This window comes from Plantibacter sp. MCCC 1A11337 (assembly GCF_013349365.1).
Classification (GTDB): domain Bacteria; phylum Actinomycetota; class Actinomycetes; order Actinomycetales; family Microbacteriaceae; genus Plantibacter; species Plantibacter flavus_A.
On sequence record NZ_JABJWX010000003.1, the window covers coordinates 628847 to 653793 of the forward strand.

General features: G+C 71.1%; 26 protein-coding genes. 13 read left to right on the top strand and 13 right to left on the bottom strand.

Going from position 1 to position 24947, the window contains the following annotated elements; genetic code table 11:
- Nucleotides 1–6: 6 nt before the first annotated feature.
- On the bottom strand, nt 7–921 hold the full coding sequence (locus tag HOW07_RS14610; protein WP_175117615.1) for a DMT family transporter: 915 nt from the start codon (nt 919–921) through the stop codon (nt 7–9).
- On the opposite strand from HOW07_RS14610, the gene HOW07_RS14615 reads away from it, so the two are divergent.
- A complete protein-coding gene (locus HOW07_RS14615) occupies nt 920–2332 on the top strand; it encodes a PLP-dependent aminotransferase family protein (protein ID WP_175117616.1) in 1413 nt (470 codons plus the stop codon). The two genes, HOW07_RS14610 and HOW07_RS14615, sit on opposite strands and share 2 nt — an antisense overlap.
- 21 nt (nt 2333–2353) lie before the next feature.
- Here HOW07_RS14615 and HOW07_RS14620 read toward each other — a convergent pair whose 3' ends face one another.
- A complete protein-coding gene (locus HOW07_RS14620) occupies nt 2354–2839 on the bottom strand; it encodes a pyridoxamine 5'-phosphate oxidase family protein (RefSeq protein WP_064294726.1) in 486 nt (161 codons plus the stop codon).
- 269 nt (nt 2840–3108) lie between these two features.
- Between HOW07_RS14620 and HOW07_RS14625 the strand changes: the two genes are divergently transcribed.
- The 4 genes from HOW07_RS14625 to HOW07_RS14640 all read left to right on the top strand — a co-directional run bounded on the left by HOW07_RS14625 (nt 3109) and on the right by HOW07_RS14640 (nt 4821).
- Nucleotides 3109–3417: a hypothetical protein gene (locus tag HOW07_RS14625; protein WP_064294727.1), complete on the top strand. Its 309-nt coding sequence runs from the start codon at nt 3109–3111 to the stop codon at nt 3415–3417.
- Nucleotides 3418–3498: 81 nt separating this feature from the next.
- Complete coding sequence (locus tag HOW07_RS14630; protein ID WP_175117617.1) at nt 3499–3831, top strand: biopolymer transporter Tol; 333 nt, start codon at nt 3499–3501, stop codon at nt 3829–3831.
- Between the two features lie 100 nt (nt 3832–3931).
- Nucleotides 3932–4582 (top strand): DUF2975 domain-containing protein, encoded by a 651-nt coding sequence (locus HOW07_RS14635; protein WP_147427213.1) that lies wholly within the window; start codon nt 3932–3934, stop codon nt 4580–4582.
- Entirely contained in the window at nt 4582–4821 is a 240-nt protein-coding gene (locus HOW07_RS14640) for a helix-turn-helix transcriptional regulator (protein ID WP_079002926.1), read from the top strand. Before HOW07_RS14635 ends, HOW07_RS14640 begins: the two co-directional genes overlap by 1 nt.
- 18 nt (nt 4822–4839) lie before the next feature.
- Here the strand turns inward: HOW07_RS14640 and HOW07_RS14645 are convergent, their stop codons facing one another.
- The 5 genes from HOW07_RS14645 to HOW07_RS14665 are packed head-to-tail and all read right to left on the bottom strand — an operon-like array spanning nt 4840 to nt 10007.
- Nucleotides 4840–5868 carry a FecCD family ABC transporter permease gene (locus tag HOW07_RS14645; protein WP_371743690.1) on the bottom strand — a complete coding sequence of 343 codons (1029 nt, stop codon included), beginning with the start codon at nt 5866–5868 and terminating at the stop codon, nt 4840–4842.
- The gene (locus tag HOW07_RS14650) at nt 5865–6920 is read right to left on the bottom strand and encodes a FecCD family ABC transporter permease (protein WP_371743691.1); all 1056 of its coding nucleotides are present in this window, start codon (nt 6918–6920) and stop codon (nt 5865–5867) included. Before HOW07_RS14650 ends, HOW07_RS14645 begins: the two co-directional genes overlap by 4 nt.
- Nucleotides 6917–7852: an iron-siderophore ABC transporter substrate-binding protein gene (locus tag HOW07_RS14655; RefSeq protein ID WP_175117618.1), complete on the bottom strand. Its 936-nt coding sequence runs from the start codon at nt 7850–7852 to the stop codon at nt 6917–6919. Before HOW07_RS14655 ends, HOW07_RS14650 begins: the two co-directional genes overlap by 4 nt.
- 56 nt (nt 7853–7908) lie before the next feature.
- A complete protein-coding gene (locus HOW07_RS14660; protein ID WP_175117619.1) occupies nt 7909–8760 on the bottom strand; it encodes a siderophore-interacting protein in 852 nt (283 codons plus the stop codon).
- Between the two features lie 50 nt (nt 8761–8810).
- Entirely contained in the window at nt 8811–10007 is a 1197-nt protein-coding gene (locus tag HOW07_RS14665; RefSeq protein ID WP_175117620.1) for an MFS transporter, read from the bottom strand.
- Nucleotides 10008–10128: 121 nt separating this feature from the next.
- Between HOW07_RS14665 and HOW07_RS14670 the strand changes: the two genes are divergently transcribed.
- From HOW07_RS14670 to HOW07_RS14680, 3 genes are all read left to right on the top strand, one after another.
- Entirely contained in the window at nt 10129–10494 is a 366-nt protein-coding gene (locus HOW07_RS14670) for a MerR family transcriptional regulator (protein ID WP_121294035.1), read from the top strand.
- A 40-nt stretch (nt 10495–10534) separates the two neighbouring features.
- Nucleotides 10535–11488 carry an alpha/beta hydrolase fold domain-containing protein gene (locus HOW07_RS14675; RefSeq protein WP_175117621.1) on the top strand — a complete coding sequence of 318 codons (954 nt, stop codon included), beginning with the start codon at nt 10535–10537 and terminating at the stop codon, nt 11486–11488.
- Nucleotides 11489–11624: 136 nt separating this feature from the next.
- Nucleotides 11625–13397, top strand: a complete 1773-nt coding sequence (locus HOW07_RS14680) for a glycoside hydrolase family 3 protein (protein WP_175117622.1) — start codon at nt 11625–11627, stop codon at nt 13395–13397.
- 245 nt (nt 13398–13642) lie between these two features.
- Here HOW07_RS14680 and HOW07_RS14685 read toward each other — a convergent pair whose 3' ends face one another.
- Both HOW07_RS14685 and HOW07_RS14690 read right to left on the bottom strand, forming a co-directional pair.
- On the bottom strand, nt 13643–14665 hold the full coding sequence (locus HOW07_RS14685; RefSeq protein WP_121294038.1) for a LacI family DNA-binding transcriptional regulator: 1023 nt from the start codon (nt 14663–14665) through the stop codon (nt 13643–13645).
- A 32-nt stretch (nt 14666–14697) separates the two neighbouring features.
- Nucleotides 14698–15774, bottom strand: a complete 1077-nt coding sequence (locus HOW07_RS14690) for a carbohydrate kinase family protein (protein ID WP_175117623.1) — start codon at nt 15772–15774, stop codon at nt 14698–14700.
- Nucleotides 15775–15899: 125 nt separating this feature from the next.
- Between HOW07_RS14690 and HOW07_RS14695 the strand changes: the two genes are divergently transcribed.
- Nucleotides 15900–16742 (top strand): class I fructose-bisphosphate aldolase, encoded by an 843-nt coding sequence (locus HOW07_RS14695; RefSeq protein WP_175117624.1) that lies wholly within the window; start codon nt 15900–15902, stop codon nt 16740–16742.
- Entirely contained in the window at nt 16739–17917 is a 1179-nt protein-coding gene (locus tag HOW07_RS14700; protein WP_175117625.1) for a Gfo/Idh/MocA family protein, read from the top strand. Before HOW07_RS14695 ends, HOW07_RS14700 begins: the two co-directional genes overlap by 4 nt.
- A 604-nt stretch (nt 17918–18521) precedes the next feature.
- Here HOW07_RS14700 and HOW07_RS14705 read toward each other — a convergent pair.
- Nucleotides 18522–18848: a GIY-YIG nuclease family protein gene (locus tag HOW07_RS14705; protein WP_175117626.1), complete on the bottom strand. Its 327-nt coding sequence runs from the start codon at nt 18846–18848 to the stop codon at nt 18522–18524.
- Nucleotides 18849–19342: 494 nt separating this feature from the next.
- Between HOW07_RS14705 and HOW07_RS14710 the strand changes: the two genes are divergently transcribed.
- On the top strand, nt 19343–19894 hold the full coding sequence (locus HOW07_RS14710; protein WP_175117627.1) for a GIY-YIG nuclease family protein: 552 nt from the start codon (nt 19343–19345) through the stop codon (nt 19892–19894).
- 88 nt (nt 19895–19982) lie between these two features.
- Here the strand turns inward: HOW07_RS14710 and HOW07_RS14715 are convergent, their stop codons facing one another.
- Together HOW07_RS14715 and HOW07_RS14720 are read right to left on the bottom strand one after the other, a co-directional pair.
- Entirely contained in the window at nt 19983–20966 is a 984-nt protein-coding gene (locus HOW07_RS14715; protein WP_175117628.1) for a LacI family DNA-binding transcriptional regulator, read from the bottom strand.
- Nucleotides 20967–21000: 34 nt separating this feature from the next.
- A complete protein-coding gene (locus tag HOW07_RS14720; protein ID WP_064296395.1) occupies nt 21001–21729 on the bottom strand; it encodes an SDR family oxidoreductase in 729 nt (242 codons plus the stop codon).
- Between the two features lie 221 nt (nt 21730–21950).
- Here HOW07_RS14720 and HOW07_RS14725 point away from each other — a divergent pair, with 221 nt between their 5' ends.
- The gene (locus HOW07_RS14725) at nt 21951–22667 is read left to right on the top strand and encodes a nucleoside/nucleotide kinase family protein (protein WP_175117629.1); all 717 of its coding nucleotides are present in this window, start codon (nt 21951–21953) and stop codon (nt 22665–22667) included.
- Nucleotides 22668–22768: 101 nt separating this feature from the next.
- The gene (locus HOW07_RS14730) at nt 22769–24262 is read left to right on the top strand and encodes a mannitol dehydrogenase family protein (protein WP_175117630.1); all 1494 of its coding nucleotides are present in this window, start codon (nt 22769–22771) and stop codon (nt 24260–24262) included.
- Between the two features lie 383 nt (nt 24263–24645).
- Here HOW07_RS14730 and HOW07_RS14735 read toward each other — a convergent pair.
- A partial coding sequence (locus HOW07_RS14735; protein WP_175117631.1) for an HNH endonuclease signature motif containing protein occupies nt 24646–24947 on the bottom strand: 302 nt, incomplete at its 5' end.

The window sequence follows — 24947 nt, forward strand, 5'->3', positions numbered from 1 at the left end:
GTGGGGTCACTTCCGGTCGAGACGGGTGCGGACGGCGAGGCCGGCGCACAGGATGACCACGAGCCCGCCGAGCACGGTGGCCCAGTCGAGTCGCTCGCGGAGGATGAGGGCCGCCCAGACGATGCTCAGCACCGGCTGGACGAGTTGGATCTGGCTGACCCGGGCGATCGGGCCGATCGCGAGTCCGCGATACCAGGCGAAGAAGCCGAGGAACATGCTCACGACGCCGAGGTAGCCGAACGCCAGCCAGCTGCCGATGGCTGCGGTCGGCGGCTGCTGGACGACCGCGAGTGCCGTGAGGGCGACCATGAGCGGTGATGCCACGACGAGCGCCCAGGAGATGGTCTGCCAGGAGCCCAGCTCCCGGGCGAGCAGTCCGCCCTCCGCGTAGCCGATCGCGGCTGCGACGACGGCGCCGAGCAGGAGGAGGTCCGACCAGGCCATCGACGCGAGGCTGCCGTGCTGCACCGAGGCGAAGACCATCGCCGCGACCGCGCCCGAGCCGGCGAAGATCCAGAAGCGACGCGTCGGGCGCTCGCCACCCCGGAGGACGGCGGCGACCGCCGTCGCCGCCGGGAGGAGGCCGATCACCACGGCGCTGTGACCGGCGGGAGCGGTGGTCAGCGCGAAAGAGGTCAGGAGCGGGAATCCGACGACGACGCCGCCGGCGACGATCGCGACGCGTGCCCACTGCATTCCGGTCGGTCGCCGCGCTCGCAGGGTGGCAAGGGTGATCGCGGCGAGCAGGGCTGCGACGACCGCGCGCCCGGAACCGATGAGGAGCGGCGAGAGGCCGACGAGGGCGACCTTCGTGACGGGGACCGTGAGGGAGAACGCCAGGACGCCGAGGAAGCCCCAGCCGAGCCCGCTGCGGGATAACACTCGCGTCGGTGTCGCGATAACGCTACTCTGTGCACTCATGGACAACGATAGCACCGGGCGGATCGTCGCCGCCATGACCGCTTGGATCGCAGCGGCGCCTCCGGGTGCACGCGTGCCCTCCAACCGGGCGTTGACCGCCGAGTTCGCAGCGAGCCCCGTCACCGTCCAGAACGCGATGCGCCAGCTCGCCGGGCGAGGGCTCATCGAGAGTCGGCCGGGCGTCGGCACCTTCGTGCGGGCGGCTCGTCCGGCGCGATCGGTGGACTACGGCTGGCAGACCGCTGCGCTCGGCGCGCTCCCGTGGCGCTCTGGCGCGCTGTCCTCGGCGCAACGGTCGGTCGCACCCGCCGCGATCGCGATGCACTCCGGATACCCCGCCCGAGAACTGTTGCCTGAACGGCTGGTCCGCGCCGCGCTCGCGCGCGCCGCCCGCACCGACGTGGCGATGACCCGATCACCGGCGGCCGGCTCGCCGGAGCTCCAGGCGTGGTTCGCAGCCGACCTCGCGGCAGCCGCACCGCCCGGGGTCGCGCCGCCGACCGCCCGGGACGTCATCGTGATCTCCGGCAGTCAGAGTGGACTCAGCTCGATCTTCCGGGCACTCGTCGGCCCTGGGCAGCCGATGCTCATCGAGTCGCCGAGCTACTGGGGCGCGATCCTCGCGGCCGAGCAGGCGGGCGTGACGCTGGTTCCCGTGCCGACCGGTCCCGACGGACCGGACCCGGACGTCGTGGAGCGCGCGTTCCAGGACACCGGTGCGCGGGCGTTCTACGCACAGCCGACCTTCGCGAATCCGACCGGAGGTCGTTGGTCGCCGGAGACGGGGGTCGCGATCCTCGAGATCGTCCGGCGACACGGCGCGTTCCTCGTCGAGGACGACTGGGCCCACGATCTCGCGATCGACGTCGATGCCCGGCCGCTCGCCGCGCTCGACGACGACGGCCACGTCATCTACCTGCGGTCGCTGACCAAGAGCGTCTCGCCCGCGTTGCGCGTCGCCGCCGTCATCGCCCGGGGCCCGGCCCACGACCGGATCCTGGCCGACCTGGCCGCCGAGTCGATGTACATCAGCGGGGTCCTGCAGGCCGCCGCCCTCGACGTCGTCACCCAGCCCGGGTGGCGGTCGCACCTCCGCGGTCTGCGACCGCTCCTCCGTGCTCGACGGGACCTGCTGGTCGCGAGTCTGCGCGAGCACGCCCCGACGGCGCACCTCGAGCGGCTGCCGCTCGGTGGACTGAACCTGTGGCTGCGGCTCCCGGAGGGCACCGATGTGCCGCGCGTGGTCCGCACCTGCGAGAGCCACGGGCTCATCGTCTCGGACGGCACCGAGTGGTTCCCTGCGGAACCCGCGGGGCCCTATTTGAGAGTCAACTACTCCGGCGAGGACGCGGGCCGCTTCGATGAAGCGGCCCGCATCCTCGCCGGTGTCCTGGCGGACGAACGTGCCTGAAGGTGTTCAGGCGACCGCTCGTTACAGGTCGAGCTTCGCGTTGTCGCCGCCGTCGTAGGTCTCGCCGGTGACCTTGGACTTCACGAACGCGACGGCGGTCGCGATCTTGCCGCCGGGGCTGTCCCAGTACTCGGCGCTGTCGGCCGAGAACTTGAGCAGACCGACGCGCGGGTCGGAGGGGCCGTCCGGGAACCATGCCTCGACGACGCTGTTCCACAACTCTTCCAACTTGGCGTGGTCCTCGACGAGTTCGGCGGTGCCGGCGAGCGACACCCACGAGCTGTCCGAGCTCAGCGTGACGCCGGCGTTCGGGTTGACGTCGAGCTGCTGCACGGCGGAGGCGTCCTTGCCGACGATGAACCACAGGTCGCCGTCGAACTCGCGCTCCTGGACGGTGAGCGGGTGGGCGACGAGCTTGCCGTCGAGGTCCACCGTGGTGAGCATCGCGAAGCGGAAGTCCGCGAGCAGCTTGTTGAGGGTCGTGTAGGGGTCGGTGTCTCCGGCCATGGGGTCTCCTTCGTCTCGTCGACCGGCCCGTCGGTGTCGGGGTGCCGGTCTGCGTGGCTCGCAGCCTACGACTCGTGGCTCCGACCGCACCTGGATCGCGCCGACCGTTGACGTGAGGCGGATCTTCTGCTCCTGTGGCGAGTCCGGCCGGCGTGTCCTGTCGCCGTCTCCGGTCGCCCCATCGCACATCTCGTGCACGAGCGCCATGCTCCCGCCCTTCCCGGGTCCGCTCACTAGCCTGGACTCTTCATCACCGTAGGGAGAGACACATGAACACCTCATCGCTCACGAACCAGATCAACGAGGCGCTCGCGGCACTTGGCGGCGGTCCGTTCCTCACGACGAAGACCACCGAGCAGGACGCCACGACCACGGTCACCGGCACCCTCGGTGACAGCGAGATCCACATCGACTTCATCGAGGAGGGCAACGGCACCGAGGCCGAGAAGGACCACACGGTCGTCGTCCGCGACGCCTCGGGCAAGCAGATCGGCGAGGGGCGCGGTGACTCGACCTTCGCCGACGCCATCTCCGCCTTCGGCTGGGCGGGCGTGCTCGACGCCGTCAAGAACGGCTGATCGCGCCATCATGACCTCCAGGGTCCGGTCTCGTCCGCGTTCGCGGTGGGCCGGGCCCTGTGTCGTCTCCAGGAGGTGCCCGTGACGCCACGATCGGACGACGGGCCGGAGGAGGACGACCACTGGTTCGTCGTGAACGGTAGACGCTGGCGCCGGACGGATCCGAGTCTGCCGTCGGAACTCGTCGCGTCCCTCCAGTCCCACCTCGGCCGCGGGCGCTCCGGTGTCGGCGTCGCGAAGCGGGAAGGCGATGACGACGCGGTCGCTGCTGCCCGCCGCCGGGTCGGCCTCGCCAAGCACGGGCTCGGTGAACGCGGCCCGAAATGGTGGGAGGAGCCGGAGGCCGATCGACTCGGGCGCGCCGAGGCGGCGCTACGGGAGCTCGAGGCGCTCGACGAGTCATCAGCAGGGTGATCCGGCCGGGTGGACCTGCGCTCCGCCCGCTCTTGCGTTCTGATCGATCTCGGCATATCGTTTATCGATACCAACGACAATCGATATGGATGTGATGATCATGACCGAGTCCACCGATCGCCCGACGCCGTCCGGCTTCGACCACGCGGCCTGGCAGGCTGCGAAGACCCAGCGCTCCACCCGCAACGACCTCGTGTCCGTGCTCGGTGCCGCCGTCGTCGCGGCGGGGGCCGTCGTCGTCATGCTCGTCCTCCGGCTGCTCGACGTCTTCGGCACCGATGGGACCCGGGTGCCCGTGTTCTTCGACGCCGTCGACACGGTCCTGCCGGGTGCGGCAGGAGCCGACTCCTTCACGATCGACCAGGGCTCGGTCGTCGTCGCCGACCTCCCGGTGGCGACCTTCGTGTGTGTGCTGCTCGCCGCGATCCTGCCGGCGATCGCGAACCTCGTGGTCATCGTCTGCGCGTTCCGCTTCTTCCGCCGTCTGCTGCGTGGCGACGCCTTCGCACCCGGTAACGCGCGGCTGCTCTCGATCGCCTCGATCGCCATCCTCTGCGGGTGGATCGCAGACACCTGGTTCGGCACGATGGCCTCGAACGGGGCGCTCGCTGTCGCGACCGACGGGGCCGTCGAGGGGACCCCGTATCCGCTCACCTGGATCCCGTTCTTCGTCGCCATGGCGGTCGGCGGCCTTGCGATCGCGTTCCGTGCGGGCGAGCGTCTGCGCGCCGACACCGAGGGACTCGTCTGATGGTGCCGACGCCCGAGGAGGACGTCGCGACCGGTGTGCACTGCAACCTCGACCGGTTGCTCGCCGACCGTGGGCTCACCCTCGCCCGGCTCAGCGAGCTCGTCGGGGTGAGTGTGGTGAACCTCTCGGTGCTGAAGAACGACCGCGCGAAGGCGATCCGGTTCTCGACCCTGACGGCGATCTGCCGGGTGCTCGACTGCACGGTCGGCGAACTGCTGGAGCTCGACGACGCCCGCTGAGTGGTTCGGACCCGACCTTCAGTGCCGCCGCTCGCGGAGCAGCAACTGCGTGAGGTACAGCCCGCCGACGACCACGGTGACGACGCCGACCGGGACCGTCAGCGGGATCAGATGCTGGGCCACGAGGTCGGACGCGAGGAGCAGGACGCCGCCGACGAGCCCCGTCGCGACCAGCGGGATCCCCGGCGAGCGGGTCAGCCGGCGTGCGATCTGCGGAGCGGCCAGGGCGATGAAGGCGATCGGGCCGGCGACGGCGGTCACCGCGCTCACCAGCGCGACCGCGAGGCCGATGAGGATGGCGCGTTCGCGGGTGAGGCGCACCCCGGTCGCGGCAGCCACATCGTCACCGAGTTCGAGCTGGCGGAGCGGACGGGCGGCCAACGGCAGGACCGCGAAGAGCGCCACGAGGCACGCGAGTGTCGGCCAGACGACGGTCGCGGTCGCGGTGTTGAGCGTCCCCGCGCCCCAGGCCGCCGCGAAGAGCGCGACGTCGAGGTCGGCCCGGAGCAACAGCCAACTGTTGAATGCCGCGAGCATGGCCGAGACGCCGATGCCCACGACGATGAACCGGAACCCCGACAAGCCCTGGCGGAGGGCCAGCAGGAAGATCGCGACCGCGGCAGCCAGACCGCCGAGCAACGACCCGGCCATCAACGCCGGCCAGCTGCCGCCGAGGAGGAGGAGCGCGACGAGCATCCCGGTGAACGAGCCGTTCGCGAGGCCGATGATGTCGGGGCTCGCGAGTGGATTCCGGGTGAGGGTCTGGAAGATCGCTCCCGAGACACCGAGCGCTGCACCGAAGCCGATCGCCGCGAGGACCCGGGGCAGGCGCCAGTCCAGCACGACCGTGCGGGCCAGGCCGTCGACGCGTCCGGTGAGGACGCCGATCACCTCCTCGGTGGTCAGCGGGTAGTCGCCGAGCGCGAGACCGGCGATCGCCGCGACGACGATCGCCAGGAGTGCTGCGGCGCAGACGAGGAGGGTCCGTCGTGCCGGTCGGCGCCCGGTGATCGGACGTCCGGTCTCCCGTTCCCGTGTCGTGCTCACAGGCCCGAGGCCGTTCTGCGTCGGGCGAGCGCGATGAGGACGGGCGCCCCGACGAATGCGGTCACGAGCCCGACGGGCATCTCGCCCGGGAGCACCGCGATCCGTCCGACGACGTCGGAGCACAACACGAGGACGCAGCCGACGAGGACCGAACCCCCGAGGATGCGTCGCTGATCACTGCCGACCGACCAGCGCACGAGGTGGGGCACGACGAGGCCGACGAAGGCGATCGGCCCGGCGATCGCGGTGGCGCCGCCGGCGAGCAGCGTCACCGCGGCGAGCACCAGGATGCGACTGCGCGTGACGCTGACGCCCTGTGCTCTGGCGACGTCCGGGCCGAGGGCGATCGCGTTGAGGCTCCGCGCGCTCGCCGCGGCCAGGACGAGGCCCACGGCGAGGAAGGGGAGGACCGGCACGACGACACCGAGGTCGCGTTCGAGCAGGCTGCCGGCGTTCCAGCCGCGCATCCGGTCGAACGCGTCGGGGTGCGTGATCGCGATCCCCGTCGTCAGTCCGGCGAGCACGGCGCCGAAGGCGACACCCGTGACGGTGAGGCGAGCGGTGGAGGACTGCTCGCGCCCGCCCGAACCGATCGCGTACACGACGAGGGTGACGACGAGCGCCCCGCCGCACGCGAGCCAGGCGATGTCGCCCGGCGCCCGGACGCCGAGGAACGCCAGGCCGACGGCGACCGCGAAGCCTGCCCCGGCGTTGACGCCGAGGATGCCGGGGTCGGCGAGCGGATTCCGGGTGAACGCCTGCATGAGCGCGCCAGCGACGCCCAGGGCCGCACCGACGGCGAGCGCCGCGACCGTGCGTGGCACCCGCTGATCCCACACGACGAAGTTCGCCTCGTCCGAGCCCGTGCCGAGAAGCGCGGCACGGACGTCATCCGGTGCGATCGGGTTCGCGCCGACGAACAGCGACAGGAGGACGGCGACCGCGAGCGCCGCGACGCCCGCGAGCAGTCCGACGAGCAAACGGTGTCGCTGCGGCGCCCGCCCGCTCACCGAGGTGTCGCGGGCGGTCAGGATCGCGGTCGGCTTCGTCACGACCCGTCGGAGAGCAGCCGGTCGAGGTCGTCGAGGACGGCCATGCCGCCGAGGGGGCCGACGCCGGTGATCCAGAAGGACTGGTCGACGAGGTGCAGCTCGGGGAAGGCGTCCGTGTTCGCGGTGAGCGAGGCGGGCAGCGTCGAGGTGTCGTCGGGGTCGACGCTCGTCACGAAGACCTGGTCGGCCTTCGCCTCGAGTACGCGCTCGGGGGAGAGGTCGAGGGAGATGTCCTCCCAGGCGTGTTCGGGCGTCGTGAACCCGGCGCACTCGAGGGTGCTGCCGGCGAAGGAGGTGGGGCCGTAGAGCGTGAGGACGCCGTCGCGCGGGCGGATCAGCTGTGCCGTCTTGCCGGCGGTGTCGTGCTCCTTCGCGATCTCCGCGCAGCGTGCGTCGTAGGCGTCGAGGAGTTCGTCCGCGCCGTCCGGGTCACCGAGTGCCTCGGCGACGAACTGCACGTTATCGCGCCAGGGGTCGGTCTGCGTCGCCATGAACACGGTCGGCGCGATCTCGGACAACTGGTCGTACAGGGCGGAGTGCCGTGACTCGGTGCCGATGATGAGGTCGGGCTTCGCGGCGGCGATCAGCTGCACGTTCGGCTCCGCCACGGTCCCGACGGTGGGGATGTCGGCGGCCTCCTCGCCGAGGTAGGTGGGGACGCCGGCGGTCTCGTTCAGCACCGCTGCGCCCACCGGGGTGATGCCGAGCGCGACGGTCGTGTCGAGCTGCACCGGTTCGAGGACGACGACCCGCTTGGGTGCGTCGGGGATGCTGGTCTCGCCGTGGGCGTGCTCCATGACGTGGGTCGCGCTCGTCGCGGTGTCCGAGGGGGTCGAGGCGCTCGAGCTGCTGCAGGCGGAGAGGCCGAGGGCGGCGATGGAGAGGGCGGCGACGGCGACGAGACGTCGACGATGGGCGAGGGGGAGGGGCACGGATCACCTTTCGGACGGGCCGCGACGGACGCGACCGAGTAAGGCAAGCATAACCTTCATTCGGGCGTGGTTCTGGGGCGAGCGTTCCAGTAGCCCTGCCCGTGGACGCGCTCGGGACCGATGCCGTGGTCGGTCGTCGCAGCGCGCAGGAGGGGGATCCGGGTGCTCTCGGTCACCAGCCAGGCGGCGAAGTCCGTGCCCAGTGTCGCCGCCGACGACCCGTGCAGATGGAGCCACTGCTCGATGCCGGCGACGAGCGCGTCACCGCCAGGCCGCCCGGCCCGTTCATGGACCTCGACCGCGTGACGTTCGAGCAGTGGCCCGAGCAGGGCGGTGTCGGCGGAATCGCCGAGCTCGAGGAGGACGTGCGCGCGGACGTCCTCGTCGAGGGAGCGCAGGATCCCGTGGACGGCGGGGAAGGCCGTCTCGTCGGCGGCGATGAGCACGGTCGTCGCGGTACCGGGCGCCCACTGGACACCGTGCGTCGGGTCGCCGCGACGGACGTCCGGCCCCGAGACGAGCAACCGGTCGCCCGGCCGCGCCCCGAGCGCCCAACGACTCGCCGGACCGGCCGGCTCGTGGATGAACACGTCGAGGTCGACCTCCTGCTGCGCCGGCCTGACGCGGTGGGCGGTGTAGCTGCGCATCACCGGACGGTCCGCCGGTGGGAGCGCTCGCCAGGCGCGCCGCCACGCGTGCTCCGGCAGGCCGCCGTGGAGTCCGTCCGGGTACGCGCCGTCGTCTCCCGGCAGCAGGATCTTGATCCGCTGGTCCCGCTCGTACGGGGCGAAGTCGACGAGCGAGGCGCCGGCGAGGGTGAGGCGGACGAAGCCGGGGGACAGCCGTTCCGTGCGGTCCACGACCGTGTCGAACAGGATGTTCGGCGAGTGCAGGAACGGGACGGGCATCGCATCGAGTCTAGGAGGACCCGGCTGCGGCGTGCCGGGTCCTCCGTCGTTCACCCGCGGCGGACGGCGCGTGCGATCACGGCGCAGAGGGGGATGGCGACGACGGTCAGTGTGGCCGCCGCCGGGAGGAGCAGGGCCGGGCCCCAGGTGCCGAGGATGATCCCGCCGACCGCCCCGCCGGTGGCGATCGAGCAGTTCCACACCGTGACGAGCGCCGACTGGGCCGCGTCCGCAGCGTTGCCGGCGACCCGAGCGATCGCCACCTGGAAGAGCACGGAGTAGGCGCCGAAGGCGAGCCCCCAGCCTGCCGCTGCGATGAGCAGGACGACGACCGGGGGATCCCAGGCCACGACCGCGAGGCCGACGGTCCCGAGGAGGGCGGCCGTGAGGATGGTCGTCCCGAGGCGCAGGTTCGCCAGCCGTCCGGCGCCGAGCGTCCCGACGACCGACGCCACACCGAAGGTGGCGAGGAGCAACCCGAGCGGCACGGGCGTCCCGCGGGAGGACAGGACCGGTGCGAGGTAGGTGTACGCGATGTTCTGGCCGATGATGCAGACGGCGAGGGCCACGAGGATCGTGACGACCGCGGGGATGCGGAGCGCCGCACCCATACGTGTCGAACGCCCGGGGGCGCTGCCTGCCACCCGGGGAGCGACGACGACCGCGAGGACACCGAGGAGCGCGGTGGCGGCGGCGACGATCCCGAACACCGTGCGCCAACCGAACCCCTCACCGAGGACCGCGCCGGCCGGGACGCCGAGCGCGAAGCCGAGCGTGGCACCGGACAGCACGATGCCGAGTGTGGAGCCGAACCGCTCCGGGGTGGTGAACCCGCGCGTGTACCCCGGAAGCATCGCCCACACGACGCCGGCCACGAGCCCCGCGACGAACCGGGCCGCGAGATGCGTGAGCAGGTCGGGCGCGACAGCTGTGCCGGCGTTCGCGAGCGCCGAGACGATCAGGGCGAGCAGCACGATCGTCCGGCGGTCGAGTCTCGCGAGCGCACGGCTGATCGGGATCGCGGCGACGATACAGCCGAGTGCGAAGACGGCGACGCTCTGGCCCGCGATCGACTCCGACACGCCCAGGTCGGCGGCCATCGCGGGGAGGACTCCGGCCGGGAGCACCTCGGTGAGGAGCGTCACGAATCCGACGGCGGCGAGGAGCAGCGCGGTCGGGAGGGGAGAGCGGGTTCGGGTGGCAGGAGGGGTCGTGGATCGTGCCGTGCGCACGCTGTCGGTGGTCATGTCGGTGAGTCTCCCGGCCTGCCACTGGTGGCAGGGTCAAGCCGACGAGGATGCCCCGGGAATATCCGCCCGGCACCGACGGCTGCTCCAAGAGGACACAACTCGGTCGAAGGGGTCTTGCATGCGCATCGGCGAACTGGCGGCGGCCACCGGGAGCACACCGCGGCTGCTCCGGTACTACGAGGAACAGGGGTTGCTGCGCCCGACCCGTTGCCCGAACGGGTACCGCGAGTACGGGGACCACCTCGTCGCGAAGGTGCAGCGCATCCGCGAGCTGATCGCCGTCGGCATGCCGACCGCGCTCATCCTCCAGGTCCTGCCCTGCTTCGAGGACGACGACACGATCTACCAGGTGACGCCCTCGGCGGAGGTGCTGGAGCGGTTGCTCGAGCATCGCGAGCGACTGGATGCGAAGCTCGGCTGCATCCAGGAGAGCCGGGACGCCATCGACGTCTACCTCCAGCGCGTCGGCGGCGTCGTGGTCTGAGTCGACCGAGTCGAGCGAGTCGGCTGGGTAGGCTCGGCGCATGTCACTCGATCCGTACTACCGCGACCGCCTGAGCCTCTTCGACGGGTTCTCCAACGCCGATCGCGCCGCCGCCGGCGGAGCGCTCGACGAGGCGTTCCAGGAACGACTCGCAGCCTACGGCGACGACGGGCCGTGGACCCCGCCGAGTGATGTGGTGGTCACCGACGAGGTCGTCGACGGTCCGCACTGCACGGTCCCGATCCGACGCTACGTCCCGGCCGATCCCAGTGGCGTCGCGCTCCTCTGGGTGCACGGCGGTGGTTTCGCGGCGGGGACGCTCGACTGGCCGGAGGCGCACGTCGTGAGCGCCGAACTGGCGGCGCGAGCGGGCGCGGAGGTCGTCTCCGTCGACTACCGCCTGGCGGACGGCACGACGCGATACCCGGTGCCGCTCGACGACGTGCTGGCGGTCTGGGAGCAGCTCGACGACGAGCGGTCGACCGTTCCCGGTGCGCGGACGGCCATCGGTGGGGCCAGCGCCGGAGCGGCCCTCGCGCTCGCCGCGTCACTCCGCAGCGATCGTCGTGCGGACGCCGTGCTGCTGGCCTACCCGTTCCTGCACGCGGTCGTGCCCGCCCTGCCCGCGGACGTCCTGGCCGAGATGGTGGTCCTGCCGGACTTCATGCGGTTCCCGACCGAGTCGATCGACTGGATGGTCGAGAACTACGTCGGTCGACTCGACGACGTGCCCGAGCTCGCCCTGCCGGGAATCGTCCCCGTGACCCCGGACCGCCCGCCGCTGTCGGTCCTGCTCTCGGAGTTCGACGACCTCCGGCCGTCGGGGGAGCTGCTCATCGCGGCGTCGGAGGCGGCCGGTGCACCCGTCCGTAGTCGGCTCGAGCCGGGCGTCCTCCATGGCCACCTCAATCGCCATCCGGTCGCGCCAGGCGTCTCCCCGTCGCTCGACTGGCTGGCCGACGGGCTGCGCGCCGTGGGGAACCACGCCGGCTGAGTCTTGCGTGATCCTCGTCAGCGGGCATACTGGAGTCACACTCCGTTCCCGAACGGAGTTCGGTTTTCGCTTCCGGCTCGCCCGAGCCCGGGTGATCCCGACGCCGCCCCACTCACCGACGAGAAACGGACCACCCATGAGCGAGCATGAACCGGCGCTGCCCTACCGCGACGCGAGCCTGCCGGTGGAGGACCGGGTGGAGGACCTCCTCGGACGGATGACCGTCGCCGAGAAGGCCGGCATGCTCTTCCAGACGATGATCGCCCCGGGCCCCATCGACGAGGCGAACCCGCACATGGGACTCGCGAGCGGCGAGCACATGATCGGCGAGCAGCTCATGTCCCACTTCAACGTCCTCGGCACCGCGCCCGACACGACGGCCCTCGCCGAGTGGACCAACGCCCTGCAGGAGCGCGCCTCGCGCACGCGACTCGGCATCCCCGTCACCCTGTCGACCGACCCGCGCAACCACTTCACCGACAACGTGGGGACGGCGGCCCGTGCCGGCGCGTTCTCGCAGTGGCCCGAGACGCTCGGCCTCGCGGCGATCGGATCGGCCGACCTCGTCGAGGCGTTCGCCGACACCGCGAGGCAGGAGTATCTCGCCGTCGGGATCCGGCTGGCGCTCCACCCGCAGGTCGACCTCGCGACCGAACCGCGCTGGTCGCGCATCGGCGGCACGTTCGGTGAGGACGCCGAGCTCAGTGCCGAACTCGTCGCGGGCTACATCCGAGGCTTCCAGGGCGCCGAACTCGGGCCGCAGTCGGTCTCCACGATGACGAAGCACTTCCCCGGCGGTGGGCCACAGCTCGACGGGGAGGACCCGCACTTCGCCTACGGGCGCGAACAGGTGTACCCCGGCGACAACTTCGACTACCACCTCATCCCGTTCCGCGCCGCGATCGCCGCCGGAGCCGCGCAGATGATGCCGTATTACGGCATGCCCGTCGGGACCGAACACGAGGAGGTCGCGTTCGCCTTCAACCACGGGATCATCACCGGGCTCCTCCGCGAGGAGCTCGGGTTCGCAGGCATCGTCTGCACCGACTGGGGACTCGTCACCGACACGTCGATCATGGGGCAGGACATGCCAGCGCGGGCGTGGGGCCTGGAGCACCTCGACGAGCTGTCCCGGGTCGAGCGCATCCTGCAGGCCGGTTGCGACCAGTTCGGAGGCGAGGCCCGACCCGAGCTCGTCGTCGAACTCGTCGAGCAGGGACGTGTCACCGAGGACCGCATCGACGCCTCGGTGCGTCGACTGCTGCGCGAGAAGTTCGTGCTCGGGCTCTTCGAGCAGCCGTACGTCGACGCGGGCGCCGCGAGCGGCATCGTCGGGCGCGCGGACTTCGTCGCCGCCGGCGAGGCCGCACAGCGCCGCGCCTTCACCGTCCTGACGAACGTGGAGGAGACGCTGCCGGTGCGCTCGCCGCGTCCGCGGTTGTATGTGGAGGGCGTCGATCCCGAGGTCGCCGCAGCGTACGGCGAGGTCGTCGCGGATCCGGCTTCGGCGGACGTCGCCCTCGTGCGCATGCAGACGCCGTACGAACCGCGGCCCGGCGGCTTCGAGGCCATGTTCCACGCCGGATCGCTCGACATCGCGGCCGACGAGGTCGAGCGGTTGCGGGCGCTCGCGCTGGCGGTGCCGACCGTGCTCGACATGCACCTCGACCGACCGGCGATCCTCACCGGGGTGGTGGACGCGGTCGCGGCACTCGTCGCGAGCTTCGGCGGCAGCGACGCGGCGTTCCTCGACGTCGTGTTCGGCCGGGTGCTGCCGGAGGGCCGGCTCCCGTTCGACCTGCCGCGCTCGATGGCGGCCGTCGAGGCGAGTCGGTCCGACGTCCCCTACGACACCGAGGACCCGCTCTTCCGTTTCGGCCACGGCCTCACCTACCCCGCCGGTCCCTGAGCGCCCCTCCCGGTCCCTGCGCGCCCCCGTCCGGTCCCGGAGCACCTCTCCCGGTCCCTGAGCCTGTCGAAGGGCGGTCCGGGTGCACTTCTTCCGGTCCCCGAGCACCTCTTCCGGTCCCTGAGCTTGTCGAAGGGCGGTCCGGGTGTACCCCTTCCGGTCCCGGAGCACCTCTTCCGGTCCCTGAGCTTGTCGAAGGGCGGTCCGGGTGTACCCCTCCCGGTCCCTGAGCTTGTCGAAGGGTGTCAGCGCTCGGAGCCGCGAAGCTCCAGACGCACGTCCAGCGTGTGGGTCACGGGCGGGCCCGCCTCGCCGGCGATCAGTGCCAGGAGGGTCTCCGCCGCCACGCGGCCCATGAGCGCCACGTCCTGCGCCACGACGGACACCGCAGGCGACACGAGCGGTGCCGCCTCGAAGTCGTCGAACCCCACGAGCGGAAGCCGGCGCCCGGCCGTCGCGAACGCCTGCACCGCCCCGATCGCGGCCCGGTTGTTCGCGGCGAACACGGCGTCCACCTCGCCCGACGCCAGGAACCCCGCCACGACCGCCGCAGCGTCCTCGACGGAGTGGGCGCCGTCGGAGACGATCGGCTCGATCGGACCCGTCCCCGCCGCGCCGCCGAGGTCGGCCTCGGCGAGCGCCCGGTGGTAGCCGGCCAGTCGCTCGCGCATCGTGTACAACTCGAGTGAGTCGCCGAGGAAGGCGACCCGTCGTGCGCCCGCGGCGAGCATGGCCGCGGTCGCCCGGGTCGCTCCGCCCGCGTTGTCGGCGAGCACCGTGTGCGCCTCGACCGACTCGAGTGGCCCGGTCGGTCGGTCGACGAGCACCATCGGGACGTGCACGATCGTGCTCGTGGCCCAGGCCGTCGTCGCCTGGCGTGGCGGCACGACGACGAGGCCGTCCACGCGCTGCGCGACGAGCCGGTCGACGAGGAGTCGGTGCCGGTCGGCGTCCTCCTCGGAGCTCGCCGACATCAGCAGGTAGCCGTGTTCCGTGCACACGCGCTCCACCGAGCGTGCCAGCACCGAGTAGTAGGGGTTCGCCAGGTCGCTGATGATGAGTCCGATGACCTTGCTCGACCGTCCGGGCCGGATGCTCGCGGCCGCCAGATTGTGTCGGTAGCCGAGGGCCTCGATCGCGGCGCCGATCCGTTCCGACAGCTCCTGGTTGATGTTCGTCGCGCCGTTCACATACCGTGACACCGTCTTCAGCCCGACCCCGGCCGCCGCGGCGACGTCGTTCATGGTCGGGGGTCGGGAGCTGCGCATGCTCACCATCCTGGCGTATGGGGGGGGGGGGGTCACACGACCGGCTCGCCCGCGCCCGCGGCAGCGAAGAGGCCGCTGAGTCCGGGGCGCAGTCGGGTGATCTCAGCCGCCGCCGGCCGGCGTCCCGCGATCGTCGCAGCGGCACTCGCGCCCGCGAGCTCGGCCGCTTCCGCCGGTGCTGCACCGCGTGACATCGCGAACAGCAGGCCGGCGGTCGACGCGTCCCCGGCGCCGTTGGTCGACACGAACGCGGGTGCGGCGACGGGCGGCGCGACGAGGTCGACGTCGGCCCAGGCCTCGGCGAGCGGTGCGAGCATCCGTCCGCTCAGTCGCAGGCGGTCGACGCCGGCCGCCCGCAGGAGCAGACCGTCCTCGCCGGCCGAGATCGCCACGACGCCGGCACCCCAGGCGAGCAGGAGGTCCGCGAACGCCGCCGCTTGGGCCAGGGGCGATGCGCTGGTCCCGGCCGGGAGACGGCGCGTGCCGAGCGCCGAACGCAGGTCGTCGACGCTCGGACTCACGACGTCGGTCAGCGGCAGGGTGCGCCGGAGGATCGCCTCCCAGTCCAGATGGCCGACGGCGCTCGTGGGGTCGACGACGGCGAGGTCCATCGAGGTGGTGGCGCCGTGTCGGTGGATCCGTTCGAGCAGCTTCGCGAGGGGCGCCGCGTCGTCGGCGACGATTCCCGGGAGCAGCGGGGGATAGCCGAGGTGGACCAGGTCCGCGTCGCCGACGGCCAGGTGCTCGCCGGTGAACACCTCATTCGCGCCCGTGTGGTGCCAGAAGGTCCGGTCGAGGCCGGCGGGCTCGACGACGACGCTGTAGGAGGTCGTGGCCTGGTCGGTGACCTCGAGCGCCGGGTGGAGCCGGTCGTGCGCCGCGATGCGTGAGGCGACGATCGCGCCGAGCTCGTCGTCGCCGACGGTCGCGTGCAGGCGGACCGTACTCCCGAGATCGGCGAGGGCGAGGCCGGTGTTCGCGACGCAGCCACCGAGCGAGATGCGGAGCGGGCCGGTGTCGATGAGGGCGCCCGGATCGATGCGTGCGCTCGCGCTCAGCCCCGGCGACAGGTCGACGCAGATGTGACCGGCGACGACGATCTCGCCCATGGACCCTCCGTTCTTCGCCCCGGGGCTGACCCGACGCAAGCTAGACAACGTTGTCTCAGGCCACTACTGTGACACACCGAGGGACGATTCGGAAACCCTCCCCGTCACGATCAGGAGCCGCCGCAATGTCGCTGTACCGCCTCAATCGTCTCTTCAACGCCCGATCCGGTCGCGCGCTCGACGTCGCCGTCGACCACGGGTTCTTCGGCGAGCGTTCGTTCATCACCGGCATCGAGGACATGGGCGAGGTCGTCCGCACGCTCGTCGCCGCGGGCCCGGACGCCGTCCAGCTGACCCTCGGTCAGGCCCGTCTCCTGCAGCAGGTCCTCGGCAAGGACAAGCCGGCGCTCGTCCTTCGGACGGACGTCGCGAACGTCTACGGCAACCCCCTCGACTCGATCCTCTACAGCCACCACGTGCCGCACGCGATCGAGGAGGCCGTCCGGCTGGACGCCGTCGCCGTGTGCGTCAACCTCATGCAGATCCCGGAGCACCCCGAGGTCCGTGAGGCGAACATCCGCTCGATCATGGCCCTGCGCCGCGAGGCGACCCGGTACGGGATGCCGCTCATGATCGAACCCCTCGTCATGCAGGACAACACGACGGCCGGCGGGTACCAGGTCGACGGCGACATCGAGAAGATCGTCACCCTCGTGCGCCAGGCGGTCGAACTCGGCGCCGACCTCATCAAAGCCGATCCGAGTAGCGACATCACCGAGTACGCGCGCGTCGTGCAGGTCGCCGGAGACGTCCCCGTCCTCGTCCGTGGCGGCGGTCGCGTCGACGACCGGACCCTGCTGGAGCGGACGGTCGCCGTCCTCGACGCCGGGGTCAGCGGCATCGTCTACGGCCGGAACATCATCCAGCACGAGCACCCGGCAGCCATCACCGCGGCACTCATGGCGGTGCTGCACGACGGTGCCGACGCCGATGCCGGCCTCGCGATCCTCGAGGCGGCTCGCGCATGAGCGCCGACCAGGTGACGGCCGACCGGGCGACGGCGGAGCGCGTCAACGTCGCGATCATCGGCGGCGGACTCATGGGGCGCGAGATCGCAGCCGCCATCCAGCGCTGGCCGGCGCTCATCGACCACCCGGTGCGACCGCGACTGACGGCCGTCTGCGACATCAACCCGGCGGCGCTCGACTGGTTCGACGAGATCGACACGGTCGTCACGAAGACCACGGACTACCTTGAGCTGCTCGCCGACCCGTCAGTCGACGTCGTCTACGTGGCCGTGCGTCACGACCTCCACGAGCAGATCTACACGGACGTCATCCGCGCCGGGAAGGGCCTGCTGGCGGAGAAGCCCTTCGGGATCGACGCGGCGGCCGCGCAGTCCGTCCTCGCGGCGATGGCCGAGCACCCGGAGAGTTTCGTCCGGTGTTCGAGTGAGATGCCGTTCTTCCCGGGTGCGCAGCTGGCGATCGACTATGTGCGGTCCGGGGCGCTCGGCACGATCGTCGAGGCGCGCAACAGTTTCCTGCACTCGAGCGACATCGATCGGGGCAAGCAGATCAACTGGAAGCGCCAGACGCGGTTCTGCGGTGAGGCCGGCGTGATGAACGACCTCGGGATGCACACCTGGCACGTGCCGCTGCGGCTCGGCTGGGCACCCGAGAGCGTGTACGGGGTGCTGCAGAACATCGTCACCGAGCGTCCGGGCCCCGACGGTTCGCTGGTGCCGTGCGACACCTGGGACAACGCGGTGCTGCACAGCTGGGCGACCCAGGACGGTGTCCGCTTCCCGCTGACGACCGAGACGAAGCGCATCGATCCCGGGCAGAAGAACACGTGGGAGTTCGAGGCGATCGGTCTCGACGGCGGAGTCCGGTTCAGCACGAAGAACCCGAAGCTCGTCGAGGTGTTCGCGGTGCGGGACATCCCGGGTGGCGGTCGGGAGCAGGTGTGGCAGCAGCTCGACGCGGGCAGCCAGTCGGTGTGGCCGACGGTGACCGGCCCGAACTTCGAGTCCGGGTTCTCCGACACGATCCTCCAGATGTGGGCCGTGTTCCTCGCCGAGCGGCACGGCTCGCTCGGTGACCGGTTCGGGGCGGCGCGCCCCGAGGAGGCAGCGCTCACCCACGACATCTACCGAGCGGCGATCCGCTCCCACGAGGAGGGTCGCGCGATCGCGCTGTGACGTGCGCATCGGCTGGGAGGCCACCCGATCGTCTCCCAGCCGGGAGCGCGCCGTCCGGCCTCTGAGCTTGATCGGTCCCCGCCGACCCGACCGTTCGGTCCTTGCCAGCCCAACCGTTCGGTCCCTGAGCTTGTCGAAGGGTGGGGTCTGTCCGTGTGCCCTTCGACAGGCTCAGGGACCGGGGTCGGAGTCGGTCGTTTCGGACCGGTCGGTCCCTGTCCGCTCACTCGGGCGGTCCTTGCCAGCGCACCCGTTCGGTCCCCGAGCTTGTCGAAGGGCGGGGTCTGTCCGTGTGCCCTTCGACAGGCTCAGGGACCGGGGTCGGAGTCGGTCGTTTCCGAACGGTCGGTCCCTGTCCGCTCACTCGGCCGGTCCTTGCCCGCCCACCCGTTCGGTCCCTGAGCTTGTCGAAGGGTGGGGTCTGCTCGTGTGCCCTTCGACAGGCTCAGGGACCGGGGTCGGAGTCGGTCGTTCCGAACGGTCGGCCCCTGTCCGCTCACTCGGCCGGTCCTTGCCAGCGCACCCGTTCGGTCCCCGAGCTTGTCGAAGGGCGGGGTCTGGTCGCGCGCCCTTCGACATATCGACACGCTCAATGCGGCGCAGCTCAGGGACCGGCCCCCGGGTCTGTTCCAGGTTCCGGATCGCGCCACGCGGTGATCCGCGAGCAGCTGAGGCGCGGGAGGTCGTCGAACCGCCCATCGATCACGGCCTGCTTCTTCGCCCGGCTCCACCCCTGAAGACGTTTCTCGATGAAGAATGCGTCGTCCACGCGGTCGTACTCGGCTGACCAGACGAGTGTGACGGGCAGTCGCTCGCGGGTGTAGGTCGCTCCGAGGCCGTCCATGTGCTCGGCGAGTCGTCGAGCCAGGTCGATGGTGCTGCCGGTGTAGAAGGATCCGTCGGCGCATTTGAGGATGTAGACGTAGGGCATCCGGGAAGCCTCGCAGGACCTCGATCGTGTCGGTTTGCGCTGACGTCCGACGGTGGACGCTCTCGGATCACGCGGAGTTGTGGAGGACCTTCGTTCGCCCCTGCCGCTTCGCCCGTTCGGTTCCTTGCAGTGATCAACCGAGCGGTCCCTGCCGGCGCAACCGTTCGGTCCCTGAGCTTGTCGAAGGGGTGGGGTCTTGCCGGGTGCCCTTCGACAGGCTCAGGGACCGGGGTCGGAGTCGGTCGTTTTGTTCGTCCGTCCGGTCGGTCGCTGCCAGCGCAACCGATCGGCCCCTGAGCTTGTCGAAGGGGTGGGGTCTTGCCGGGTGCCCTTCGACAGGCTCAGGGACCGGGGTTGGAGTCGGTCGTTTTGTTCGCCCGTCCGGTCGGTCGCTGCCAGCCCAACCGATCGGTCCCTGAGCTTGTCGAAGGGTGGGCCACGCGTCCCGTCCGTGGGCGGAGGCCGGTGTCGGCGGGGTGGGGGACACTCGGGAGATGCCCCACAGACGATGCGTACAACCCGGGTGCGACGCCGCGGCATCGGTCGACGCGCCCGTCGCGCTCTGCGAGGATCACCTGGCCCTCGCCGCCGACTGGGCGGAGCGCCGATGGGGCGTGGTCGACGCCCTGCCCTCGCCGTGCATCATGTGCGGCTCGCGGCTCGGCCGGCACTACCCGTCCGCCTGGTTGTGCGCCTCGTGCGAGTGGCGGCACGGGGACGTGCCCGACGACGACCTCGCCCGGCCGCGGATCGACGTCGTCTACTACCTGCGCCATGGCGACCGCGTGAAGATCGGCACCACGACGAATCCACGCCAGCGGTTCGCCGCGATCTGGCACGACGAACTGCTCGCCCTCGAACGAGGCGACCGGCACGTCGAGCGTGCGCGTCACGAACAGTTCGCCCGCGAGCGCCTCGAACGCTCCGAATGGTTCACGGGGTCGCCCCGACTGCTCGCCCACATCGCCTCAGTCGCCCGCGACGTCGACCCCTGGGACCTCTACAGCCGATGGCTCAGCGAGGCCGCGGCACTGCGTGGGCGATAGTCTGCCGCTCCCGAGCCCGTCGAGGGGTGGGAAGCGCTCGCGGGCACGTGTGCGGGCGGGGGGACCCGGATCGTCCAGCGGGGAGGGCTCAGCGCACCGCGGACGCGGCGCGGCAGGAGTCGCGCTCGACGAGGTGCACCGGGAGGACCGTGCTCCGGCGGTACCGCGCGTCGGGGCGGTCGAGGCGATCGATGATCCGTTCCGCCGCGAGTCGGCCGAGGGCCTCCGGGTCCTGCGTGATCACGGACACCGACGGTCGCAGGAGCTCGGCCAGGGGGAAGTCGCCGAACGCGACGAGTGGGAGCGGTTGCTCGGCGAGTGCGGGCAGCAACGCCATCGTGCAGACGGCGTTCGACGAGAACAGGGCCGTCGCCCGCGAGTCGATGGCCGCCAGCGCGCGCGCCGCCCCTTCGCGGGTCGCCGCACCGAGGGCGATGAGCTCCTCGTCGGCGGGCAGCCCGGCTTCAGTGAGTGCCGCTCGGTACCCGCGCAGCCGCTCGGCGGTCGTCGGTAGGGCCAGCTGGTCGCCGACGAAGGCGATCCGGCGGTGGCCGTGCTCGACGAGGTGGGTCGTCGCCGCGAACGCTCCATCGAAGTCGTCCTGCGTGAACGCGTCGGCAGCGAGCCCGCCTGGCGCGCGGTCGACGAACACGAACGGCGTCCGCGACGCCCACGCTGCCAGTGAGCTCTGGTCGTCGCTGATCGGCGCGAGCACCACTCCGGCCAGCTGACGCCGGAGCATCGGCTCGAGGACCGCGCGCTCGCGGTCCGGGTCATCGCCGAGACTCGTCACGAGCGTCGACATGTCGTGATCGCGCGCCGTCCGCTCCACCGCACGCGCGATCTCGGCGAAGAACGGGTCGACGATGTCGGGAACGGCGACCCCGATGACCGACGGGCGGCCCGAGCGGAACGCCGTCGCCAGGGAGTTCGGCACGTAGTCGAGCTCCCGCATGATCGACTCGACCCGTTCTCGGGTCGCCGGGAGGACGTGCGGGTCGTCGTTGAAGACCCGCGAGACCGTCTTCGCGCTCACGCCGGCGGCTGCGGCGATCTGGCGCATCGTGGCCATGCTCGTCCCTCCCGTTCGGTCCTGCCGGTTCGGGTCAGCGCGCGGTGTAGCCGCCGTCGATCGGCAGCGATACGCCCGAGATCATGCCGGCGGCGTCGCTCAGCAGGAAGGTGATCGGGCCGGCGATGTCGTCCTCGGTGGCCCACTTGCCGAGCGGCATCGCCTCGAGGAAGGGGCCTTCGATGTCGGGCCGACCCCAGTACCAGGCGGACATCGGCGTCATCACGACCGTCGGGTTGACGGCGTTCACCCGGATGCCGTACTTCCCGAGTTCCAGGGCGGAGACCCGCGTGATGTTGTCGAGCGCGGCCTTCGACGAGCCGTAGGAGATGTGGCCGGAGAGGGCGACGAGGCTCGCCTGGCTCGAGACGTTCACGATCGCGCCGCCGCGTTCCTGGCGGATCATCTCGCGGGACGCGTACTTGGTGACGAGCAGCGACCCGCGTGCGTTGATACTGATGACCTTGTCGAACACGTCGATGTCGGTCTCCTGCGGGGAGGCGATCTCGCCGCCCCAACCGCCGGAGTTGACGACGCCCCAGATGTCGCGTCCCTCGATCGCGTCGCGGATGCTGTCCTCCGAGGTGAGGTCGAAGGGCAGCGGTTCGGCGCCCGTCTCAGCGGCGATGGCGTCGAGGTGCTCGACGTTGCGACCGGAGGCGATCACCTGCGCGCCCGCTGCGACGAGGTGGCGGACGGTCGCGCCGCCGATACCGCCACTCGCTCCCGTGACGAGGATGGTGCGGCCGTTGAAGTCAGTCATGAGGTGGTCCGATCGACGTGATGAGGCCCGTGCGTCGGTGCACCGGGTCGCGAGCATCATAACCACGGAATGACGGTCATGTCACCCGTGACATGGATTTCTGTGGCCGGTGATGACACCGGTGACATCTGATGTTGACACACGCATCCCCTGGACTTACCGTGAGTCGGGCGACGGCGCGACCGCGACCGGTCGGCTCCCAGGAGAGGTCAGGCATCACGATGAGCGGCACGACGACCACCGCCGGGACCGGCCTCGATGGCTTCGTCGACCTCGACGGCCTCATCGATCACGCCCGTTCGCTCGCCGCCACCGGGTCCCGCCGGATCCTCGGGATCGTCGGGGCACCCGGTGCGGGCAAGTCCACCGTGAGCGACACGATCGCCGCGGCGCTCGGCGACCAGGCCGTGATCGTCGGGATGGACGGCTTCCACCTCGACAACGCCGAGCTCGTCCGCCTCGGGCGGCGCGACCGCAAGGGCGCGCCCGACACCTTCGACGTCGACGGTTACGTCGCACTGCTGTCCCGCCTCGCCCGTGCCGGACGCACCGCCGATGCACCGGGCACACCGATCTACGCACCCCGGTTCGACCGCTCGCTCGAGGCGTCGATCGGCAGTGCCGTCCTCGTCCGACCCGAGGTGCCGCTCGTGATCACGGAGGGCAACTACCTCCTGTTCGACGACCACGGCTGGCAGGGTGTCGCCGCGCATCTCGACGAGTCCTGGTACGTCGACGTGGACGACGAGGTCCGCCGCGACCGACTCATCGCCCGACGCCTCGGTCACGGACACCCGCGCGACGAGGCTGAAGCCTGGGTGCTCGGCGTCGACGAGCCGAACGCCCGCCTGGTCGACGCGACCAAGCAACGTGCCACCCGGATCGTCACCCTCGACGCGTCGACGCCGGTGGAGACCGAATCCACCCACGGCGTCTGACCCACCCAGCAGCCCCAGCACGCTCGACCTGCACCACGCTCGACCTGCATCACCCTCGACCTGCACCACCCGGAACCCGCTCACCGACGAGAAGGCACCACATGACCCAGCTCTCCGACGCCACCCTCACCGCTCTCGACGAGCGGGTGGCCGTCCCCGCCTATGACCGCTCGGCCATCCGACCCGGCATCGTCCACTTCGGGGTCGGCGCCTTCCATCGTGCGCACGGGGCGATGTTCGTCGACCGCGTGCTCGGGCTCCCCGGCGACGAACACGCGTCCTGGGGGCTCGTCGGCGTCGGCACACTGGCCGGTGACGCCGCCATGCGGGACGCGCTCGGCGCTCAGGACCGGCTCTACACGCTCGTGACGACGAGTCCGGACGGCGAGGTCGAGGCACGCGTCGTCGGGTCGATCGTCGAGTACCTGTTCGCTCCCGACGACCCGGAAGCGGTCCTCGCCCGCGTGAGCGATCCGTCGACGCGGATCGTGTCGCTCACGATCACCGAGGGCGGCTACGGGGTGAACGATGCCACCGGGGCTTTCGAGCCGAGCGACGGTGCGACGCTCGCGGACCTCGACGGGCTGCCGGCGGGGGCGCTGCCGCAGAGCCCGCTCGGGTTCATCACGGCGGCCCTCCGTGCCCGACGCGACGCCGGTGCGGTCCCGTTCACGGTCATGTCCTGCGACAACATCCAGGGCAACGGGCACGTCGCCCGGACGGCGATCCTCGCCTTCGCCGAGCGCATCGACCCGGCGCTCGCCGCCTGGATCGGTGCCGAGGTGCGGTTCCCGAACTCGATGGTCGACCGCATCACGCCGGCGACGACGGACGAGCAGCGCGCGTTCGTGTCCGAGCGGTTCGGGATCGACGACCGCTGGCCGGTGCTCTCGGAATCGTTCGAGCAGTGGGTGCTCGAGGACGACTTCTCCGACGGTCGTCCGCCATACGAGCAGGTGGGCGTGCAGCTCGTGGAGGACGTCGAGCCGTATGAGCTGATGAAGCTCCGGTTGCTGAACGCCTCCCACCAGGCGATGAGCTACCTCGGGTTGCTGGCGGGGGAGACGTACGTGCACGATGTCTGCCGCGACGAGCTGTTCTCGCGGTTCCTCCTCGGGTACATGCACGAGGAGGCGCGGCCGACGCTCGCGCCGGTCCCGGGCATCGACATCGACGCGTACTGTGCGGAGCTGATGCGCCGGTTCGGCAGTGAGGCGATCAAGGACACGTTGGCGCGGCAGATCGTCGACGGGTCGGAGCGCATCCCGAAGTTCCTGCTCCCGGTGGTCCGTGAGCAGTTGCTGACCGGCGGCGGGATCGCGCGTTCGGGGCTCGTCCTCGCAGCGTGGAGTCGGTTCATCGAGGGTGTCGGTGACGACGGGCGGGAGCTTGCCCCGGTCGACCGGCGGTTGGCCGAGTTGCAGGCGGCCGTCGCGCAGGAGGCGGAGCGCCCTGGGGCGTTCCTGGACCTGGAGGTCGTGTTCGGCGACCTCGGATCGGACGCGCGGCTGCGCGAGGCGTTCATCGCGGCGCGCGCGCGGCTGGCGGACGTCGGTGCGCGGGTGGCGGTGGAAGAGGTCGTCGCCGCGGGGTGAGTCTGCGGAGGACGGGGCGCGCCTCGTGTGCCCTTCGACAGGCTCAGGGACCGGGGTGTCCGGGTTGTCGAGAACGACGTCGTTCGCCGAGCGTGTCGACGCGTGGTGGTTCCCCGGTTCGGTCCCTGAGCTTGTCGAAGGGTGGGTGTGCCGGTTGTTCGTGTGCCCTTCGACAGGCTCAGGGACCGGGGTGGCGGGGTTGTCGAGGACGGCGTCGTTCACCGGGCTTGTCGACGCGTGGTGGTTCCCGTGTCGGTCGCGGAGCTTGTCGACGCAGCGTGGTTCCCGTTTCGGTCCCTGAGCTTGTCGAAGGGTGGTTCGCGTGTCGGTCCCTGGGCTTGTCGAAGGGCAGGCGTGTGCGGGGGCAGGCGGGTGCCTCGGGTTCAGGCGGCGAGGTGGATGCGTCCGCCTCGGATGGGGGTTTGGTGGCGGTCGATGTCGCTGGGTGGGATGAACCAGGGGACACTGTTTTGGATGGTGATGGTCCAGTGGTCGTCGTGGATGCGGTGGTGGTGGAAGGGGCAGAGGAGTACCCCGTTGTCGAGGTTGGTGGGGCCGCCTTGGGACCACCAGGTGATGTGGTGGGCTTCGGTGAAGGATGGTGGGTGGGTGCAGCCGGTCCAGGCGCAGCCGCCGTCGCGTTCGGCGAGGGCGAGTTTCTGTCCGCGGGTGAACAGGCGGGTGC

Excerpts from the sequence above, each read along its gene's own strand:
- HOW07_RS14615 (WP_175117616.1), top strand. The coding sequence starts at position 920 with ATGGACAACGATAGCACCGGGCGGATCGTCGCCGCCATGACCGCTTGG.
- HOW07_RS14610 (WP_175117615.1), bottom strand. The coding sequence starts at position 921 with ATGAGTGCACAGAGTAGCGTTATCGCGACACCGACGCGAGTGTTATCC.
- HOW07_RS14620 (WP_064294726.1), bottom strand. The coding sequence starts at position 2,839 with ATGGCCGGAGACACCGACCCCTACACGACCCTCAACAAGCTGCTCGCG.
- HOW07_RS14625 (WP_064294727.1), top strand. The coding sequence starts at position 3,109 with ATGAACACCTCATCGCTCACGAACCAGATCAACGAGGCGCTCGCGGCA.
- HOW07_RS14635 (WP_147427213.1), top strand. The coding sequence starts at position 3,932 with ATGACCGAGTCCACCGATCGCCCGACGCCGTCCGGCTTCGACCACGCG.
- HOW07_RS14640 (WP_079002926.1), top strand. The coding sequence starts at position 4,582 with ATGGTGCCGACGCCCGAGGAGGACGTCGCGACCGGTGTGCACTGCAAC.
- HOW07_RS14660 (WP_175117619.1), bottom strand. The coding sequence starts at position 8,760 with ATGCCCGTCCCGTTCCTGCACTCGCCGAACATCCTGTTCGACACGGTC.
- HOW07_RS14665 (WP_175117620.1), bottom strand. The coding sequence starts at position 10,007 with ATGACCACCGACAGCGTGCGCACGGCACGATCCACGACCCCTCCTGCC.
- HOW07_RS14670 (WP_121294035.1), top strand. The coding sequence starts at position 10,129 with ATGCGCATCGGCGAACTGGCGGCGGCCACCGGGAGCACACCGCGGCTG.
- HOW07_RS14675 (WP_175117621.1), top strand. The coding sequence starts at position 10,535 with ATGTCACTCGATCCGTACTACCGCGACCGCCTGAGCCTCTTCGACGGG.
- HOW07_RS14680 (WP_175117622.1), top strand. The coding sequence starts at position 11,625 with ATGAGCGAGCATGAACCGGCGCTGCCCTACCGCGACGCGAGCCTGCCG.
- HOW07_RS14685 (WP_121294038.1), bottom strand. The coding sequence starts at position 14,665 with ATGCGCAGCTCCCGACCCCCGACCATGAACGACGTCGCCGCGGCGGCC.
- HOW07_RS14690 (WP_175117623.1), bottom strand. The coding sequence starts at position 15,774 with ATGGGCGAGATCGTCGTCGCCGGTCACATCTGCGTCGACCTGTCGCCG.
- HOW07_RS14695 (WP_175117624.1), top strand. The coding sequence starts at position 15,900 with ATGTCGCTGTACCGCCTCAATCGTCTCTTCAACGCCCGATCCGGTCGC.
- HOW07_RS14700 (WP_175117625.1), top strand. The coding sequence starts at position 16,739 with ATGAGCGCCGACCAGGTGACGGCCGACCGGGCGACGGCGGAGCGCGTC.
- HOW07_RS14705 (WP_175117626.1), bottom strand. The coding sequence starts at position 18,848 with ATGCCCTACGTCTACATCCTCAAATGCGCCGACGGATCCTTCTACACC.
- HOW07_RS14710 (WP_175117627.1), top strand. The coding sequence starts at position 19,343 with ATGCCCCACAGACGATGCGTACAACCCGGGTGCGACGCCGCGGCATCG.
- HOW07_RS14715 (WP_175117628.1), bottom strand. The coding sequence starts at position 20,966 with ATGGCCACGATGCGCCAGATCGCCGCAGCCGCCGGCGTGAGCGCGAAG.
- HOW07_RS14720 (WP_064296395.1), bottom strand. The coding sequence starts at position 21,729 with ATGACTGACTTCAACGGCCGCACCATCCTCGTCACGGGAGCGAGTGGC.
- HOW07_RS14725 (WP_175117629.1), top strand. The coding sequence starts at position 21,951 with ATGAGCGGCACGACGACCACCGCCGGGACCGGCCTCGATGGCTTCGTC.
- HOW07_RS14730 (WP_175117630.1), top strand. The coding sequence starts at position 22,769 with ATGACCCAGCTCTCCGACGCCACCCTCACCGCTCTCGACGAGCGGGTG.